Origin of the sequence: Flavobacterium sp. RSB2_4_14, assembly GCF_051547085.1 — a bacterium.
Classification (GTDB): Bacteria; Bacteroidota; Bacteroidia; order Flavobacteriales; family Flavobacteriaceae; genus Flavobacterium.
On sequence record NZ_JBPTTL010000007.1, the window covers coordinates 116516 to 131365 of the forward strand.

At 32.1% G+C, this 14850-nt stretch carries 11 protein-coding genes; 5 read left to right on the plus strand and 6 right to left on the minus strand.

Features of this window, described 5'->3' with window-relative positions:
* The first annotated feature begins 4 nt into the window (after positions 1–4).
* Positions 5–1885 (plus strand): OmpA family protein, encoded by a 1881-nt coding sequence (locus tag ACSVH2_RS12180; RefSeq protein ID WP_438093447.1) that lies wholly within the window; start codon positions 5–7, stop codon positions 1883–1885.
* A gap of 292 nt (positions 1886–2177) precedes the next feature.
* Positions 2178–3791: an alkaline phosphatase PafA gene (gene pafA / locus ACSVH2_RS12185; RefSeq protein ID WP_438093448.1), complete on the plus strand. Its 1614-nt coding sequence runs from the start codon at positions 2178–2180 to the stop codon at positions 3789–3791.
* Positions 3792–4101: 310 nt separating this feature from the next.
* Here pafA and ACSVH2_RS12190 read toward each other — a convergent pair whose 3' ends face one another.
* From ACSVH2_RS12190 to ACSVH2_RS12210, 5 genes are all read right to left on the minus strand, one after another.
* Positions 4102–4680, minus strand: a complete 579-nt coding sequence (locus ACSVH2_RS12190) for a transposase (protein ID WP_438093449.1) — start codon at positions 4678–4680, stop codon at positions 4102–4104.
* Between the two features lie 86 nt (positions 4681–4766).
* Positions 4767–5069, minus strand: a complete 303-nt coding sequence (locus tag ACSVH2_RS12195) for a DUF3784 domain-containing protein (protein ID WP_438093450.1) — start codon at positions 5067–5069, stop codon at positions 4767–4769.
* A 239-nt stretch (positions 5070–5308) separates the two neighbouring features.
* Positions 5309–6586: a hypothetical protein gene (locus ACSVH2_RS12200; protein ID WP_438093451.1), complete on the minus strand. Its 1278-nt coding sequence runs from the start codon at positions 6584–6586 to the stop codon at positions 5309–5311.
* Positions 6586–7599: a nucleoid-associated protein gene (locus tag ACSVH2_RS12205; RefSeq protein WP_438093452.1), complete on the minus strand. Its 1014-nt coding sequence runs from the start codon at positions 7597–7599 to the stop codon at positions 6586–6588. Before ACSVH2_RS12205 ends, ACSVH2_RS12200 begins: the two co-directional genes overlap by 1 nt.
* A 55-nt stretch (positions 7600–7654) precedes the next feature.
* Positions 7655–8554: a hypothetical protein gene (locus ACSVH2_RS12210; protein ID WP_438093453.1), complete on the minus strand. Its 900-nt coding sequence runs from the start codon at positions 8552–8554 to the stop codon at positions 7655–7657.
* Between the two features lie 691 nt (positions 8555–9245).
* Here ACSVH2_RS12210 and ACSVH2_RS12215 point away from each other — a divergent pair.
* Entirely contained in the window at positions 9246–9920 is a 675-nt protein-coding gene (locus ACSVH2_RS12215) for a fibronectin type III domain-containing protein (RefSeq protein ID WP_438093454.1), read from the plus strand.
* A 662-nt stretch (positions 9921–10582) separates the two neighbouring features.
* Here the strand turns inward: ACSVH2_RS12215 and lysA are convergent.
* Positions 10583–11788, minus strand: coding sequence for a diaminopimelate decarboxylase (gene lysA, locus ACSVH2_RS12220; protein WP_438093455.1), 1206 nt, complete (start codon positions 11786–11788; stop codon positions 10583–10585).
* Positions 11789–12091: 303 nt separating this feature from the next.
* Here lysA and sucC point away from each other — a divergent pair, with 303 nt between their 5' ends.
* Positions 12092–13285 (plus strand): ADP-forming succinate--CoA ligase subunit beta, encoded by a 1194-nt coding sequence (gene sucC, locus ACSVH2_RS12225; RefSeq protein ID WP_438093456.1) that lies wholly within the window; start codon positions 12092–12094, stop codon positions 13283–13285.
* Positions 13286–13381: 96 nt separating this feature from the next.
* The gene (locus tag ACSVH2_RS12230; protein ID WP_438093457.1) at positions 13382–14728 is read left to right on the plus strand and encodes a phospholipid carrier-dependent glycosyltransferase; all 1347 of its coding nucleotides are present in this window, start codon (positions 13382–13384) and stop codon (positions 14726–14728) included.
* The last annotated feature ends 122 nt before the right edge of the window (positions 14729–14850 follow it).

Sequence of the window (14850 nt, forward strand, 5' to 3'; positions counted from 1 at the left end):
AATGATGAAAAAAATTCTATACATACTTTTTATTTTTTGTAGTATCACCACTCTTTTTGCCCAAAAAAAGGTAACGGTAAAACAAGCCAATGGTTTGTTTGCAAAAAAAGCATATGTCAAAGCGGCAGCTGGTTATGAGCAACTGGGACAATCGAAAGAAGTTTTACAAAATCTTGGCGATTGTTATTATTACAACTTTCAAATGAATAATGCAGTTCGTGCCTATGGGCAATTATTTTTTACCTACAAAGACAGTCTTGATAAAGAAGTTTATTATAGATATGCCAGCGCATTGAAAGGAATTAAAGATTTTGATAAAGGCGATGCTATTATGTCTGAGTATTTAGGTTTTGAACAGAACACACCTAAATTCATGAAAAACGTTACTCGAAATATCCCAGACAGTTTCAAATTAGAAATGATGTCCAAGAATAAAACCAACGGCGATTTTGGTATTTCTTTCTTTGGCGATAAAGTAGTTTTTGCCTCTGTTCGAAATGCCGAAAGCAAAGCCTATGGTTGGAATGAAAGACCTTATCTCGACTTGTTTTCTGCCACGGTAAATGATAAAGGACAATTAGAAAAAGTCGAACCATTTCCAGAAATTATAAATACCAAAAATCACGAAAGTAACGCTACGTTTAGTGCCGACGGGAAAACTATGTATTTCAACAGAACTGGCGATAAACAAGTAAAAATTGGTGAAGAAAGAATAGCTACTGTTAAAATATTTAAAGCAGAATTCAAAGAAGGCAAATGGACAAATGTTACCATGCTTCCTTTTTCTAGCGATGAATATTCTGTAGAACATCCATTCTTGACCAAAGACGGTAAGAAACTTTATTTTGCCAGCGATATGAAAGGAACTCTTGGTTCTATGGATATTTTTGTTGTCGATATTTTGCAAGACGGAACTTTTAGTCAACCACGAAATTTAGGTGAAACTATAAACACTATTCACCGCGAACAATTCCCTTTTCTAACAGAAGATGGAACGCTTTATTTTGCCTCTGATGGACACCAAGGCAATGGGAATTTAGATATTTTCATGAGTTTGAAATTAAGTGAAAATGAATTTGATAAACCATTGAATTTAGGTTCCACTATCAATAGCGAAATGGATGACTTTAATTTTATTCTTGATGAAAAAAATGATAAAGGATATTTTGCTTCCAACAGAACGGGTGATGATAACTTATACACTTTTATTAAAGAAGATAACAAACTACAATACTTAGTAGAAGGCGAAGTAAGAGATATGAAATCTTTAGAGCTTTTACCTGGCGCAACCGTAAAATTGTATAATGATAAAGGCGAATTACTTGAAGAAGTTTTAGTAGGCAAAGATGGAGACTTTGTTTTCAATACCGAACCTAACAAGAAATACAAAATAATGGCTTTCAAAGATTTTTACATTCCTGCCGAAGCCGAGTTTGATACCAGCGTAAAAGGAAAAGTATACATCGATTTACAAATGAAAGTAGAGTCTTATTATGATGCTGAAGATATCATTAATAAGAAAGAGGATGGAACCGTACTTATTGAATTAGAAAATATTTATTTCGATTTGGATAAATGGAATATCAAACCACAAGCCGCTCAAGTGTTGGATGTATTAGTTGGTCTTTTGAAAAAATACCCATACATGGAAATTCAAATTGGGTCGCACACCGATACTCGTGCCTCTGAAATGTATAATTTGAGATTGTCCAATAAAAGAGCTGCTTCTGCCTTAGAATATTTAGTGCAAAATGGAATTCCTAGAAAACGATTAACCTCTGTTGGTTATGGTGAGTCGAAACCATTAATTATTTGTCCTAAAAACGATTGTACCGAGCAAGAGCATGCCACTAACCGTAGATGTACGTTTATGATTTTGAAATAGTTTTTTATGAGAGTTGTTTAATAGTTGTGATTTTTTTCAAATGCATACAGTAGTTGGTATGCATTTGTTTTTTATAAGAACATTTGATTTGAATTAGTACTTTTGTATTCAAATTACAATTTAAAAAAATAAACACATAGAAACATAGAAAAATAGGATTATATAGACCATTTATGGTTCATATAGCTTATGATTTCTATACTAAAGTGTAACGCCTTCACAATATCAAAAAAACTATGTCTCTATGTGTTTAAAAAAAATCCAACCAAACAAATATTCAAAATCATTTGTTATGAAAAAGTCTCTTCCTTTATTTTTCTTATTCTTTACTTTATCTTTAGTAGCCCAGCAACGCCCAAAACTGGTTGTCGGCATTGTAGTCGATCAAATGAAAATGGAATACCTATACCGTTTTCACGACGATTTCTCCGAAAACGGATTCAAGCGATTGATGAATGAAGGGTACACGTTTCACAACATGCATTATAATTATATGCCAACCTACACCGCGCCAGGACATGCATCCATTTATACCGGAACAACGCCATCTATGCACGGCATTGTGAGCAATGAATGGTTTAGCAGAACCGCTGGGAAAGAAGTGTATTGCACCGACGATGCTTCAGTACAAACCATAGGCGATGGCAAAAAAGACGAAGGTGAAATGTCTCCCAAAAATTTACAAACCACTACCATTACCGACGAATTACGATTGTCTACCAATTTCAAAGGAAAAGTAATTGGCATCAGTATCAAAGATAGAGGAGCAATTCTTCCTGCGGGACATTTTGCCAATTGGGCTTTTTGGTATAGCAAAACAGGCAGTTTTATTTCCAGTACTTTTTATGGCGATGCTTTGCCAAGTTGGGTAACCGAATTTAATGCCCAAAAAGGGTATATGAAATACATCAGCCAAGGTTGGGATTTATCAAAACCTTTGGCTACCTACAACGAAAGCATGCCCGATGACAACAAGTATGAAGGCAAGTTGTATAAAGTGGACAAACCTGTTTTTCCGTATGACTTGAAAGCGATGTATAATAAAAACGATGCCGGAGTTTTACGAGTAACACCTTTTGGCAACGATTATATAAACGATTTTGCCAAACTAGCCATCGAAAAAGAACAACTAGGAAAAGACAATATCACTGATTTTCTAGCGGTTAGTTTCTCTTCACCTGATTATGTTGGGCACATCCTTGGGCCACGTTCTATGGAATTGCAAGACACGTACCTCCGTTTGGATAATACCATTGCCGACTTTCTAAACTATTTGGATAAAACTGTAGGCAAAGGAAATTATTTGGTTTTCTTAACTGCCGATCATGCTGGTGCGGAAAATGCACAATATTTAAAAGACAACAAATATGAAGTGACTAATATTGAACCTAAGGAAATCAGAGCCTCTTTAAAAAAATTCTCTACTGATACTTTTGGGGAAGATTTGGTGCTCAATTACGGAAGTTTTAACCTATTCTTCAACAAAGAAATTATCAAGACAAAAGGGTTGGAGTTAGCCAAAGTAAAACAGTCGTTCAAAGACTTCTTGATGACACAAAACTATGTAAAGAGAGTTTATACTGAAGAAGAAATTCTGACCAGTTCAGGCAGTGATTACTATTTGAATTTTATAGCCAAAGGATATGATGTAACCCAAAACGGCGATTTGATTATTCTTGATAAACCCGGTTATATAGAATATGGCCCAACGGGAACATCCCACGGGACAACTTATAGTTATGATACTCATGTGCCGCTTATTTTCTACGGTTGGAATATCAACAAAGGCGAAACCCACGCTAAAAAAGAAATCACACAAATAGCCCCAACGCTGGCACAGAAACTAAAAATCACCATGCCTAACGCTACGGAAAGCGAAGTGCTTTTGGAAGTGTTGGATAAGTAATGGTTTTACATCTAGTTCCACACCTGACAGGTTTTGAAAACCTGACAGGTGTTTATATCTAGTCACAACTAAGACGCGAAAGATTAACTCCTTCAAATTTCATTTCTCGTGAAACGGGGAAGTGCTTTTGGAAAAATAATGGTTTTCACACCTGACAGGTTTTAATAACCTGTCAGGTGTTTATTTCTAGTCACAATTAAGATGCGAAAGATTAACTCCTTCAAATTTTATTTCTCGTGAAACGGGGAAGTGCTTTTGGAAAAATAATGGTTTTCACACCTGACAGGTTTTGAAAACCTGTCAGGTGTAGTTATTCTCCTAAAAACGACTCCGTCGTAGTAAATTTTTGCGATTGATGCGCATATTTAAAATTTTCTACATCATCAAACATTTCAATTATTTCTTGACGTTTTAACTTTGTTGGTTTATCCGAAAGGCAACTCGAATAAGAACTCCATGCATATTCTAATGGATGTTCACAGATAGCATGATGTACAGGATTATTATGTATATAGACGATAAGATTTTGAAAATAGGTATCATAATTTACACATTTTCTTCTGAATGGTCTCTCAAAAAGGGCACCATGTCGATTATACTTTTTATTATATGCTTTGGTATATGCGTTAAATAAATTTGAAAAAGATTGCGAGGGTTGAATTTTAATTTCTGTATTAATTTCTTCAATTTCTTTGATACGTATCAAAAAATGAAAATGGTTTTTCATTAAGCACCAAGCAAAAGTTTCACCAATCGGGTCAATGTGTGTTTCATATAATTTTAGGAAATAATTGTAGTTGTCATTTTCCTTAAAAAGAATGTCGCTATTGATACCACGATTGTAAATGTGATAATACTTTCCATTTTCTAGAGGGATAATGTGTTGCATATTAATTCATTTTCCACACCTGACAGGTTTTCCACACCTGTCAGGTGTTTTGTTATACAGCTTTTTAAAACCTATCAAGTGTATTTTTATACCTTATACTTTTTTGAATTTGTCGTTATAAGCAAATAAGGAATTCCTACTACCATGGCTACTATAAACATAATGAAATCTATATCTTGATTTTCAAATTTTTGAGCCATAAAGTACCCCAATATAATACATCCCGCCATGCCAAACATCGTATTCCGAAAAACAGTGGCTATGCCTTTGATGTCAAATTTTTCTTTTTCTTCTTTGGAAAGCGTGTTGTAACCGGCAATTAAAAAATACATTTTGCCATATTTAATTAAAATTCCTAGTACTATAAATAGTAATGCTGCTCCAATCATAATATATAGTTTATTTTTAGTTCAGTTAAAATAACCCGTTACTGCTACCAGCAAGACGCTCGCATTAGCTGGGAGATTAATTTATTTCATATTAATTTATTTTCCACACCTGACAGGTTTTAAAAACCTGTCAGGTGTGGAAATCCAAGTCTTACTACTACGCTTGTACAAGCATCACATTTTGTAATTTATAACATTATCGGCACCATCATGATGTTTGCGTTAGCGGGGAATATTACTTATGATACACTTTTGTTTTCAATATCGTTCAAAATATAATTTCTAGACATTGCTAAAGTGAAAAGCAAAACAATTGAAATCATAAATATTTGTGTGTAGTTTAATTTCAGATACAATAATATTAAACCAATAATCGCAATATTTGTTATGCCTAAAATCCAAAAATAAGATTCGGTAATAATTGCTAGGTGTTTAATTCTCGATATTATCCGTGATTTAATTTTTGTAAAAATTTCTAATTCAGTTGGATGCTTTGTAAAGAAATTATTCTCTTTTAATGTTTTAAAATCTTGATTTGATATTGTATCAATGTATGATAAGTCATTAAAATTAATTTTAAGTAATAGAACCAAATATACGTTTGTAATCAAAATTACTATAATTAAAAGTATAAGAAATAATGGGCTTTCTTTAACTTTCTCAATTGCAAATAGAGTGGTTGCTATAAGTATTGGAAATCCAATAATCTTTTGAGTTAAATTATTTAGAATTTCTGAAACTTCTTTGAAGTATTTCGATTTATACTCATCATATTCTTTTCTTATTTGATCAATGGATAAGTTATTTAAATATATTTCAAAATTTATTTTTGCGCTATTTGTAATATCATTTAATTCTTCAAAAACTTTATAAATTCTGTTATTTACTTCATATCTTGATGCATATTCAATAATTGAACTTTTTAAAAATTTTGGTAAATGATTGTTTTGCTCAGCAAAACAATTCATAAAGTTTTCTAGAGATTTGGTTATATTAAAATTTTCGTTGAAATGGTTGATTTCATTATGATACTTAATTATTAATCTGCCTTTATCAGTTAAACTTGTAAAAACAATTTTTCTAGAAACATCATTTAGATAGTCTACAAAATGAAAAGCTTCTTCAGTGTCTATTTCTTGAGTTTTCAAGAAATCTATAAAGGTGAAAAATGAAATTGTATTTTTAAAAAAATAATTTTCTGCGTTTTCTTCAAAATTAATATAGGTTGTTTCACTAATCAAAGAATAAGGCAAACCTGCATGATTCAAAATTAAAACATTCAAGTTATCATTTACTTCTGAGAGCTTTAAGTATGAAGTAAAATCATTATAAATTTTTAATGGTAAATTTTCTTTTTCAACACTTAATATTTCCTCTCTAATTTTCTCGTATTCTATTTCTAAATCTTGCAATTGACTTTCAACTTTCTCAGAAAATCGAAAATCAATCTTATCAGCCTTAATTTCAAAGCCAGTTTGATTAAAAAGTTCAAATATTTTTTTATGAATTTCTAACATTAGTTGTTTTCAATTTCATTTCTTAGAGCATTCGCAAAACTTTGAGATTCAATTATTACAAGGTTTGGGTTATCTGGTGATAATCTGATTTTTTCATTTAAAACCCCACGATTAAATTTTAAATTAATACCATCTCTATTTACTTCAAGTTTAATGAATTTTTTTAATTGTCTTTTGTTAAATCTGAATTCTGTGTCAATAGAAATATTATTGTTGTTTGCAAAGTCTGAAATTGTATTTTCATTTTGATAAAAATGCATGCTTAAATCTCTTATGTTTACTGAATCAGTTGGACTGCTTGATGTATAATTGTAAACTAAGCTTCTAAACGTATCAATCTCATAAGGTATATTTGTGTCTGCATTAATAGGAGGTTGAATTTGTGTAACAATTTCGTAAAGAGATTTTGTATAATCACTGCTTGATTCAAGTTGCTCTATAGAAATCCAATTTTTAAAGTATTCAGAAACTTCTTGCTGTCTTAACTGTGTAAATGATAAATAATTTATTTCATCTACATCTATTCTATTTTCATTTATTCGACAAGCCATTGCCAAATTTTTGGTATCAACATATTCAACGGTTTGTATAGAAAAAGAATTTGCTGTTTTACTCAAAATCTTTCCTTCAACATCACGAATTAAAAAAACAGAAACAAAATTATAACCATTGTCAACATACTCTGCAAAAACAAAATAACCACCAGTTGCAAAAGTTATTGGTTGTATCAATCCAACTAAATTGCCAATAACTAATCTTGTGAACGTAATGAAATCATCATTATTTCTATGCGTTTCTCTATATTCATGAAATTTTTCCGGAAAATATTTACCTTCAGAATCATCAAATACAGCATATAAAATTCTATCACTTTTATAACTATCAGAAAGAGCTGTAATTAATGCTGTTGATTCTGGATTATTTGGTATTAATTCTTCAGAAAGTATTAAATCTACTTGATTACTTTCGCTTTCCTTTTTTAATTCATGAATAATTATTTTGTTTAGTATCATATTTTATAGTTATTGTTTATGGATGCTTTGCAAAGGAATTCAGTTGGAAATAGTTTTACAACATTGTTTCTAAAAATTTTTTTAAATTTTTTTCAATAGCTGTTTTACCAGCTATTGTATCTTCATAAAAAAGTGTTCTAAATCCCGAAATATCAAATGGTAGCCTATCACGTTTTTTTCTATCACATAAGAGTATTGTTGGTTTGTTAATTGCGTGAGCATATCCAACTTCATAAAATACATTTGGATTATCTGGAGATATTTCTGCAATTATGATTGAACAATCATTTAATGATTTAACAATGTCAGCTATTATAGGAGTTGAAGTGTAAAATTCATCAGCTCTTTCACATTCTAAATTATTATCTTCGCAAATTGGTCTAATTACTTCAGTATAAAGGTTATTAAATTCATCTGAAAATTGCATCACAATAAATGCTTTTGGTTTGATGTTATGGACTTTCAATTTTGAAATTATTACTTCATTACTCGAAGAAATATAAAACTTAATTTGTCCTTTTCTTATATCTTGTGTAGAATCAATTATTTTTATGTTATTGACATACAAAGTGACTTTAGAGCCCAAAACAACTATTTTACAAGTATATTCTTTATCAACTTCAAAAGTTTCTGGATTACCTAAACCAGCTTGCCATTCCCATCTTTGCGCTTCAAAATCATATTTAGTTATCCCAAACAATGAACCGCTTGTGTTCATTCCAATATTTAGACTTGGAGTCTTTTCAGTATTTAATACTAATTGACAGATTGATGATTTATCATTTGCTTTGAAACTAAATTCGATAGTTCCATTTTCAAATTCAATATCACTATTCACATGAGCAGTTAAATTAAATTCATCACCATTGGCATCATATCCTCTAGTTGGTATGTAGATGATTTTTTCTTCTTCTATTTTTGCAGTTCCAGATGTTACTAACCAATTGTTTTTCATGCTTTTATATTTAATATTATTTTGCTTATAAAGATAAAATTACTGACAACTTGTATATTGGAAAAACAAACATTCCCCAATCTATCCAAATTTGAGTGTATAGACTTATGTTTACTTCACTTTGTTTATTCCACCACTAAAATATAAAAATATTCCACATTAATCATTTTCCTACCTAAATAAATTATCAACAAGAGAGCTAAGCAAAACATTCTCACTCAAAAATTCATGATTTCAACCCAAAAGCAGATGAGTTCTACGGAATAAATCATAAGTTCTACTCAAAACATCATGATTTTTACCCGCGACCTATACTTTTTTGAGTTCCACCTGTATATTTTTGAAACAGTAATCATGATTTTTTGGTTCAACCTGTACATTTTTGGGCTCGAGTTTTACATTTTTGTGTATGACCTATACATTTTTGACTTTGTCTTGTACATTTTTGGGACAGAACTTATAATTTTTAAAACAGAAATCATGATTTTTTGGCTTGATCTGTACATTTTTTAGCACGACCTATACTTTTAGGAACACGACCTGTACTTATTAGCCCAAAAAGCATATAAAATAGGATTTTTAGTAAATTTTAACATTTTCAATATACAATTTGGTACACAATCTGCGTTATTGAAAATAATGGTACCATTTTTTTATTTAATGTTTTAATAATCATTTAAAAAAATCATTTATGGCAAATCAATTTTGCAAGTTGGAGTTCCACAAGTATGGAGCTTCAAGACTGGATACCTTTACCAGTCAGGTTAAAAATGGTATTTATACCAACCCAACAGTGTTTGTAACGCCACCTGTTTCGGAAGGCGATTTTTCAAGAACGCAAGAAACATTCAATGCTGCTGCAGCGGATTACACGACTTATGGTATCACTAAAAAAACGGCGTATTTAAATGCAAAAAACAATCTTTTGGAGGAATTAGATTCCTTAGCTGCTTATGTTGATACAACAGCTGATGGAGATGTTTCCATTATTGCGTTGAGTGGTTTTGAACCTTCAAAGGAAACCTATCAAAGAGCGACACCGCTCGATAAAATTGAAACGTTTTTGTTGAAACGTACTAATGTAGCGGGTCAAATAATTATTGAAATACCAGTAATTAGTAACAAAGGCACGGTGAACTACTGCTGTGTTTGCTCGGAAGGAGTGCCTATCGCTAATCCTGAGTTGAGTAATGGTCAAATTATATTAGAACAAGGCGATCCACAGGTGAGACAAGATTTCAACAAATCGCGCCGCAAAGTGTTCAACGGATTGACTCCGGGAACGGTCTATTATTTTTATGTTTTTGCTACTAATACCGTTAGTGTGTCACCCATTAGTGACCCTAAAAATTTGATGGCAGCATAGTGCTGTTGAGGTGCTAAGGTGTTAAGGTTCTAAGGTTTCGTAAAGATACTTTTGAACCTTTTTTTTATGGCATAAAAAAAAACACCTGCTGTGAGACAGGTGTAATTAACCATTAAATTTAAATCTTAAAACTCATATGCTATGGACATATAAACAAGAAAACAATCAAATTTAAAAAGGTAGCATTACCTATCCAAACATTTTTATAGAAAATCGATGAACTACACTAGTAGGGTTTTGCATAAAAAAAAACACCTGCCGTGAAGCAGGTGTTTTCCCCCGTATTATCTAATTAAAAACCTTCTTGATAACTTATGACAATGTACAAGAATTTACCAAAATTAAAAAGGTAGCATTACATAGCCAAATATTTTTATAGAAAATCGATGAACTGCACTTTAACTGACGGTATTAACTTTCGTCACTTTAGTTTATCCCGAGACTTCGGGAAGTGATTTTTAAAAGTGAAAACGCCAGTTTTTGCTTTTGAAAATAATATCGAGAAGCTATAACAAGACAATGGTTCTCGATACATTTTTACATTTCAAAAATTGCATTTTTAAAATATAAAAACACTCGAACTGACGTGACCTTAGTATTGAGAAGCTTTAAGTACAAAAGATGTCGCATAAAAAAAGTCCCAATTGCTTGGGACTTTTCAATTATAGGTCAATCAATATTTGATTTTTCAAAATATCTTCCATCGTTTCGCGCTCACGGATTAAATGGCCTTTACCATCTTTCCAAAGTACTTCTGCAGGTTTGAAACGCGAGTTATAATTAGACGCCATGGTAAAACAATAAGCACCAGCATTGCGGAAACACAATACATCGCCTTCGTGAATTTCCGAAATTCTACGGTTGTTGGCAAACGTATCGGTTTCACAGATGTAACCTACCACAGTGTAAAAACGTTCCTTTCCTTTTGGGTTGGAAATATTCTCTATTGTGTGTTGCGAACCATACAACATTGGGCGTATCAAGTGGTTGAAACCAGTATCAACACCTGCAAAAACGGTAGAAGTGGTTTGTTTTATCACATTTACTTTAGCCAAGAAATAACCCGCTTCGCTCACCAAGAATTTACCAGGTTCAAAAGCCAAGGTCAATTCACGACCATATTCTTTTTCGAAAGCCAAAAAGCGTTTGGTTAGTTTTTTACCCAACTCTTCAATATTAGTTTCGATATCTCCTTTTTTATATGGTACTTTAAATCCGGAACCGAAGTCAAGGAAATCTAGTTCTTTGAAGTTTTTGGCAGCATCAAATAAAATTTCAGCAGCATACAAGAACACTTCAATGTCTAGAATGTCCGAACCCGTGTGCATGTGAATGCCATTGATGTGCATTTTGGTGTTTTCAACAATACGCAATATCAGCGGAATTTGATGTACCGAAATTCCAAATTTACTATCAATATGACCTACCGAAATGTTGGAATTTCCTCCTGCCATTACATGAGGATTAATACGAATGCAAACAGGGATTTTAGGATATTTGCTACCAAAATGTTCCAACACCGAAAGGTTGTCAATATTGATTTGAACACCCAGTTTAGCTACTTCTTCAATCTCTTCAAAAGAAACACCATTGGGCGTGAAAATTATTTTATCAGGAGTAAAGCCAGCATGTAAACCCAATTGCACTTCCTGAAAAGAAACGGTATCAAGACCTGAACCTAAATTCTTCAGTAGCTTCAAGACAGTAACATTTGACAATGCCTTCATAGCATAATTAATACGAAGTTTTTCCACCTTGGAAAACGCAGTCGTCAAACGGTTGTACTGTTGCTCGATTATTGCAGCGTCATAAACGTACAATGGATTGCCAAATTCTTCGGCAAGTGCTAGTAATTCTTTAGGTTGCATGATGTTAAACTATTTATTTTAATTTTTTGCAAAGATAGTTTATAGAATAAGTAAAACCAACTCCATTTTCATTTCTGTGAAATTGTCATTATTTAAAGTATATTTTTTCGATTTCTATAGTTTTTCGCTTAGATGAAAGTAGCATTCTTCGTTTATTCATTAGGAATATAGCCGTCAAAGTAAATGCTCCTAAAAAAAACACTAACAAATGTGCTAAATTGGTATATTTTCACTTTAAAGTTTCATTCAAATGTGTTACTTTTGTGCACCCTTTGGATGGGTTTAAAAGTCAAAAACCTCATTATGAATATACACGAATATCAAGGAAAAGAAATTTTAGCAAAATATGGTGTACGCGTACAACGTGGAATTGTTGCTAATAATCCTGTAGAAGCTGTGGCTGCTGCAAAACAATTAACTACTGAAACTGGCACAAGCTGGTATGTTATTAAAGCCCAAATTCACGCCGGTGGAAGAGGAAAAGGTGGCGGCGTTAAGTTGGCTAAAAACTTAGAGCAAGTAACTGAAATTTCAGAACAAATTATCGGAATGCAATTGATTACTCCGCAAACTCCTCCTGAAGGAAAAACGGTTCACAAAGTTTTGATTGCAGAAGATGTATATTATCCTGGTGAAAGTGAAACGTCTGAATTTTACGTATCAGTTTTACTAAACAGAGCTACTGCAAGAAATATGATTATGTATTCTACTGAAGGTGGAATGGATATTGAAGAAGTAGCAGAACACACACCACATTTAATTTTTACCGAAGAAATAGATCCACAAGTGGGATTACAAGGTTTTCAAGCAAGAAGAGTTGCTTTTAACTTAGGTCTTTCGGGAAATGCTTTTAAAGAAATGGTGAAATTTATTGAAGCTTTGTATGCCGCTTATATCGGTTCTGACGCTTCCATGTTTGAAATTAATCCAGTTTTAAAAACATCGGATAATAAAATTATGGCAGTGGATGCCAAAGTAAATATTGATGATAACGCATTATACCGTCAGGCTAAATATGCTGAAATGCGCGACGTTAGAGAAGAAAACCCAATTGAAGTTGAAGCTAAAGAAGCAGGATTGAACTACGTTGACCTTGACGGAACTGTAGGTTGTATGGTAAACGGTGCAGGATTAGCAATGGCAACAATGGACTTAATTAAATATGCAGGTTTTGAACCAGCCAATTTCTTGGACGTTGGTGGAACTGCAGATGCTAAACGTGTGGAATTAGCTTTTAGAATTATCTTAAAAGATCCAAACGTAAAAGCTATTTTGATTAATATTTTTGGTGGAATTGTACGTTGCGATAGAGTAGCACAAGGTGTTGTGGATGCATACAAGAACATGGGCGATGCTATTAAAGTGCCAATCATTGTTCGTTTGCAAGGAACAAATGCCGAGATTGCAAAAGAATTAATTGATAATTCTGGAATGCCAATTTTATCTGCGGTGCAGTTTCAAGAAGCAGCAGACCAAGTTAAGGTTGCCTTATCATAAAAAATCAATTTCGAAATAGAATTAAAATCCTGAGTGAAAGCTTGGGATTTTTTGTTATTTTTCGGCACGAATTAAAGTATCAAGTCAAATTTGTAAATGAGCAAAATTAATTTTTCTGTTAAGAGAATAGACCTAATTATTCTTTTGATTTCATCAGTAATGATGTTAATCGTTCTTAATTTACCTTTTAAAGCAAAACCTTTTGGGGATATTACTTTTCATGAAGAAGCAAAAAATCTAGCTTTCTTTTTAAAAGGAGATGTTGGTTATGATAAAGTAATGATTACCAAAGCACCTGGACCCATTTTATTCTATACACCGGCATACTTTATGGCACCATCGGGTGCAACAGACAACCAACTTTGGGTGTATGGTGTAGTCTTTACATTCATTATTACTACTATAAGTTTGCTGTTAATTTTTAGAATTGGCACTTCTTTTTTTTCTAAAGAAGTTGGTTTGTTAAGCGTTTTATTGTTTTTTATTTTCCCCATACATATTTATTATTCACTAGGAATAATTGCCGAAGCACCAGCTTTTTTTTCATTGGCATTAGCGCTTTATGGTTGGTCAAAAGCTTTTCATAGTCCAAATAAAATGACTGGATGGATTTGGTTAACACTAGGTATTTGGTTTTTAATTTTGAACAGACCCAATACTATGTTACTACTCGGATTGGGGTTTTTAATTATAGGATATGCTTTTTTTAAGAATAAAGAATTTTTCAAAATCTATGGAAAAAAAATAATGCTTACTTTATTAAGTGTTGGGTTTTTAGGTTTCGGAATATTGCAATTGGCCAAAGAAATCACTAAAACAAAATCGAATGACAATCAAGAAGGACTTTTATATTATGTAGCTCACCAAGGAAGATTTCAATTCAGAGAAGAACCAACTGATTTTCGCTTTTGGGAAAGTGATATAAGACCTGACAGCAAGGATTATCAAAACTGGGGTAAAAGCGGTGAAGCTTTAGGAATAATAATGGCTAAAACGAATAGAACTTCAAATGATGTTTATAGAGAATTTTTAATCAATGATGTTTTTGAACATCCGTTTTGGTTTACGCGTCAATTTGTTGTCAAATGTTTTTATGGTCACGTTTATTTTATCAATAGCGTAAAACCAGAGAAGTTTCAACTTGGACCAATTCATGGTGTTTTGGGTTATTGGTTTATAATTTTACTTATCAATTCTATAAACATCATTATTATATTGGGTGCTTTTTTATTTTTATTCAAAGAAAAAAACCTAATACAGTATTGGCTTTTTTGGTCAGTCATAATAGCACTTTTACTATTTCACGGATTGACTTACATGGAACCAAGATACATGTTTCCTTCACGCGTAGCATTATATATTATGAGTGCTGCAGGATTGTATAATATAAAATGGATTAAAAATAAAGTGGATTTTATTTCAAAATTTGCAATTAATAAATAGTCTCACGTTTTTTTTATATCTGACTTACTTTAAAATTTATTTTTTTAGAATTCAACTCCTTTTTTAGTTTCAGAAAATTTATCAAATAATTAACGAAAACGTTGTCATAATTCTTTTTTATT

What these genes read in the sequence shown, in the direction of transcription:
- ACSVH2_RS12200 (WP_438093451.1), bottom strand. Translation starts at nt 6,586, where the DNA reads ATGTTAGAAATTCATAAAAAAATATTTGAACTTTTTAATCAAACTGGC.
- ACSVH2_RS12195 (WP_438093450.1), bottom strand. Translation starts at nt 5,069, where the DNA reads ATGATTGGAGCAGCATTACTATTTATAGTACTAGGAATTTTAATTAAA.
- lysA (WP_438093455.1), bottom strand. Translation starts at nt 11,788, where the DNA reads ATGCAACCTAAAGAATTACTAGCACTTGCCGAAGAATTTGGCAATCCA.
- ACSVH2_RS12180 (WP_438093447.1), top strand. Translation starts at nt 5, where the DNA reads ATGAAAAAAATTCTATACATACTTTTTATTTTTTGTAGTATCACCACT.
- ACSVH2_RS12190 (WP_438093449.1), bottom strand. Translation starts at nt 4,680, where the DNA reads ATGCAACACATTATCCCTCTAGAAAATGGAAAGTATTATCACATTTAC.
- sucC (WP_438093456.1), top strand. Translation starts at nt 12,092, where the DNA reads ATGAATATACACGAATATCAAGGAAAAGAAATTTTAGCAAAATATGGT.
- ACSVH2_RS12215 (WP_438093454.1), top strand. Translation starts at nt 9,246, where the DNA reads ATGGCAAATCAATTTTGCAAGTTGGAGTTCCACAAGTATGGAGCTTCA.
- ACSVH2_RS12205 (WP_438093452.1), bottom strand. Translation starts at nt 7,599, where the DNA reads ATGATACTAAACAAAATAATTATTCATGAATTAAAAAAGGAAAGCGAA.
- ACSVH2_RS12230 (WP_438093457.1), top strand. Translation starts at nt 13,382, where the DNA reads ATGAGCAAAATTAATTTTTCTGTTAAGAGAATAGACCTAATTATTCTT.
- ACSVH2_RS12210 (WP_438093453.1), bottom strand. Translation starts at nt 8,554, where the DNA reads ATGAAAAACAATTGGTTAGTAACATCTGGAACTGCAAAAATAGAAGAA.
- pafA (WP_438093448.1), top strand. Translation starts at nt 2,178, where the DNA reads ATGAAAAAGTCTCTTCCTTTATTTTTCTTATTCTTTACTTTATCTTTA.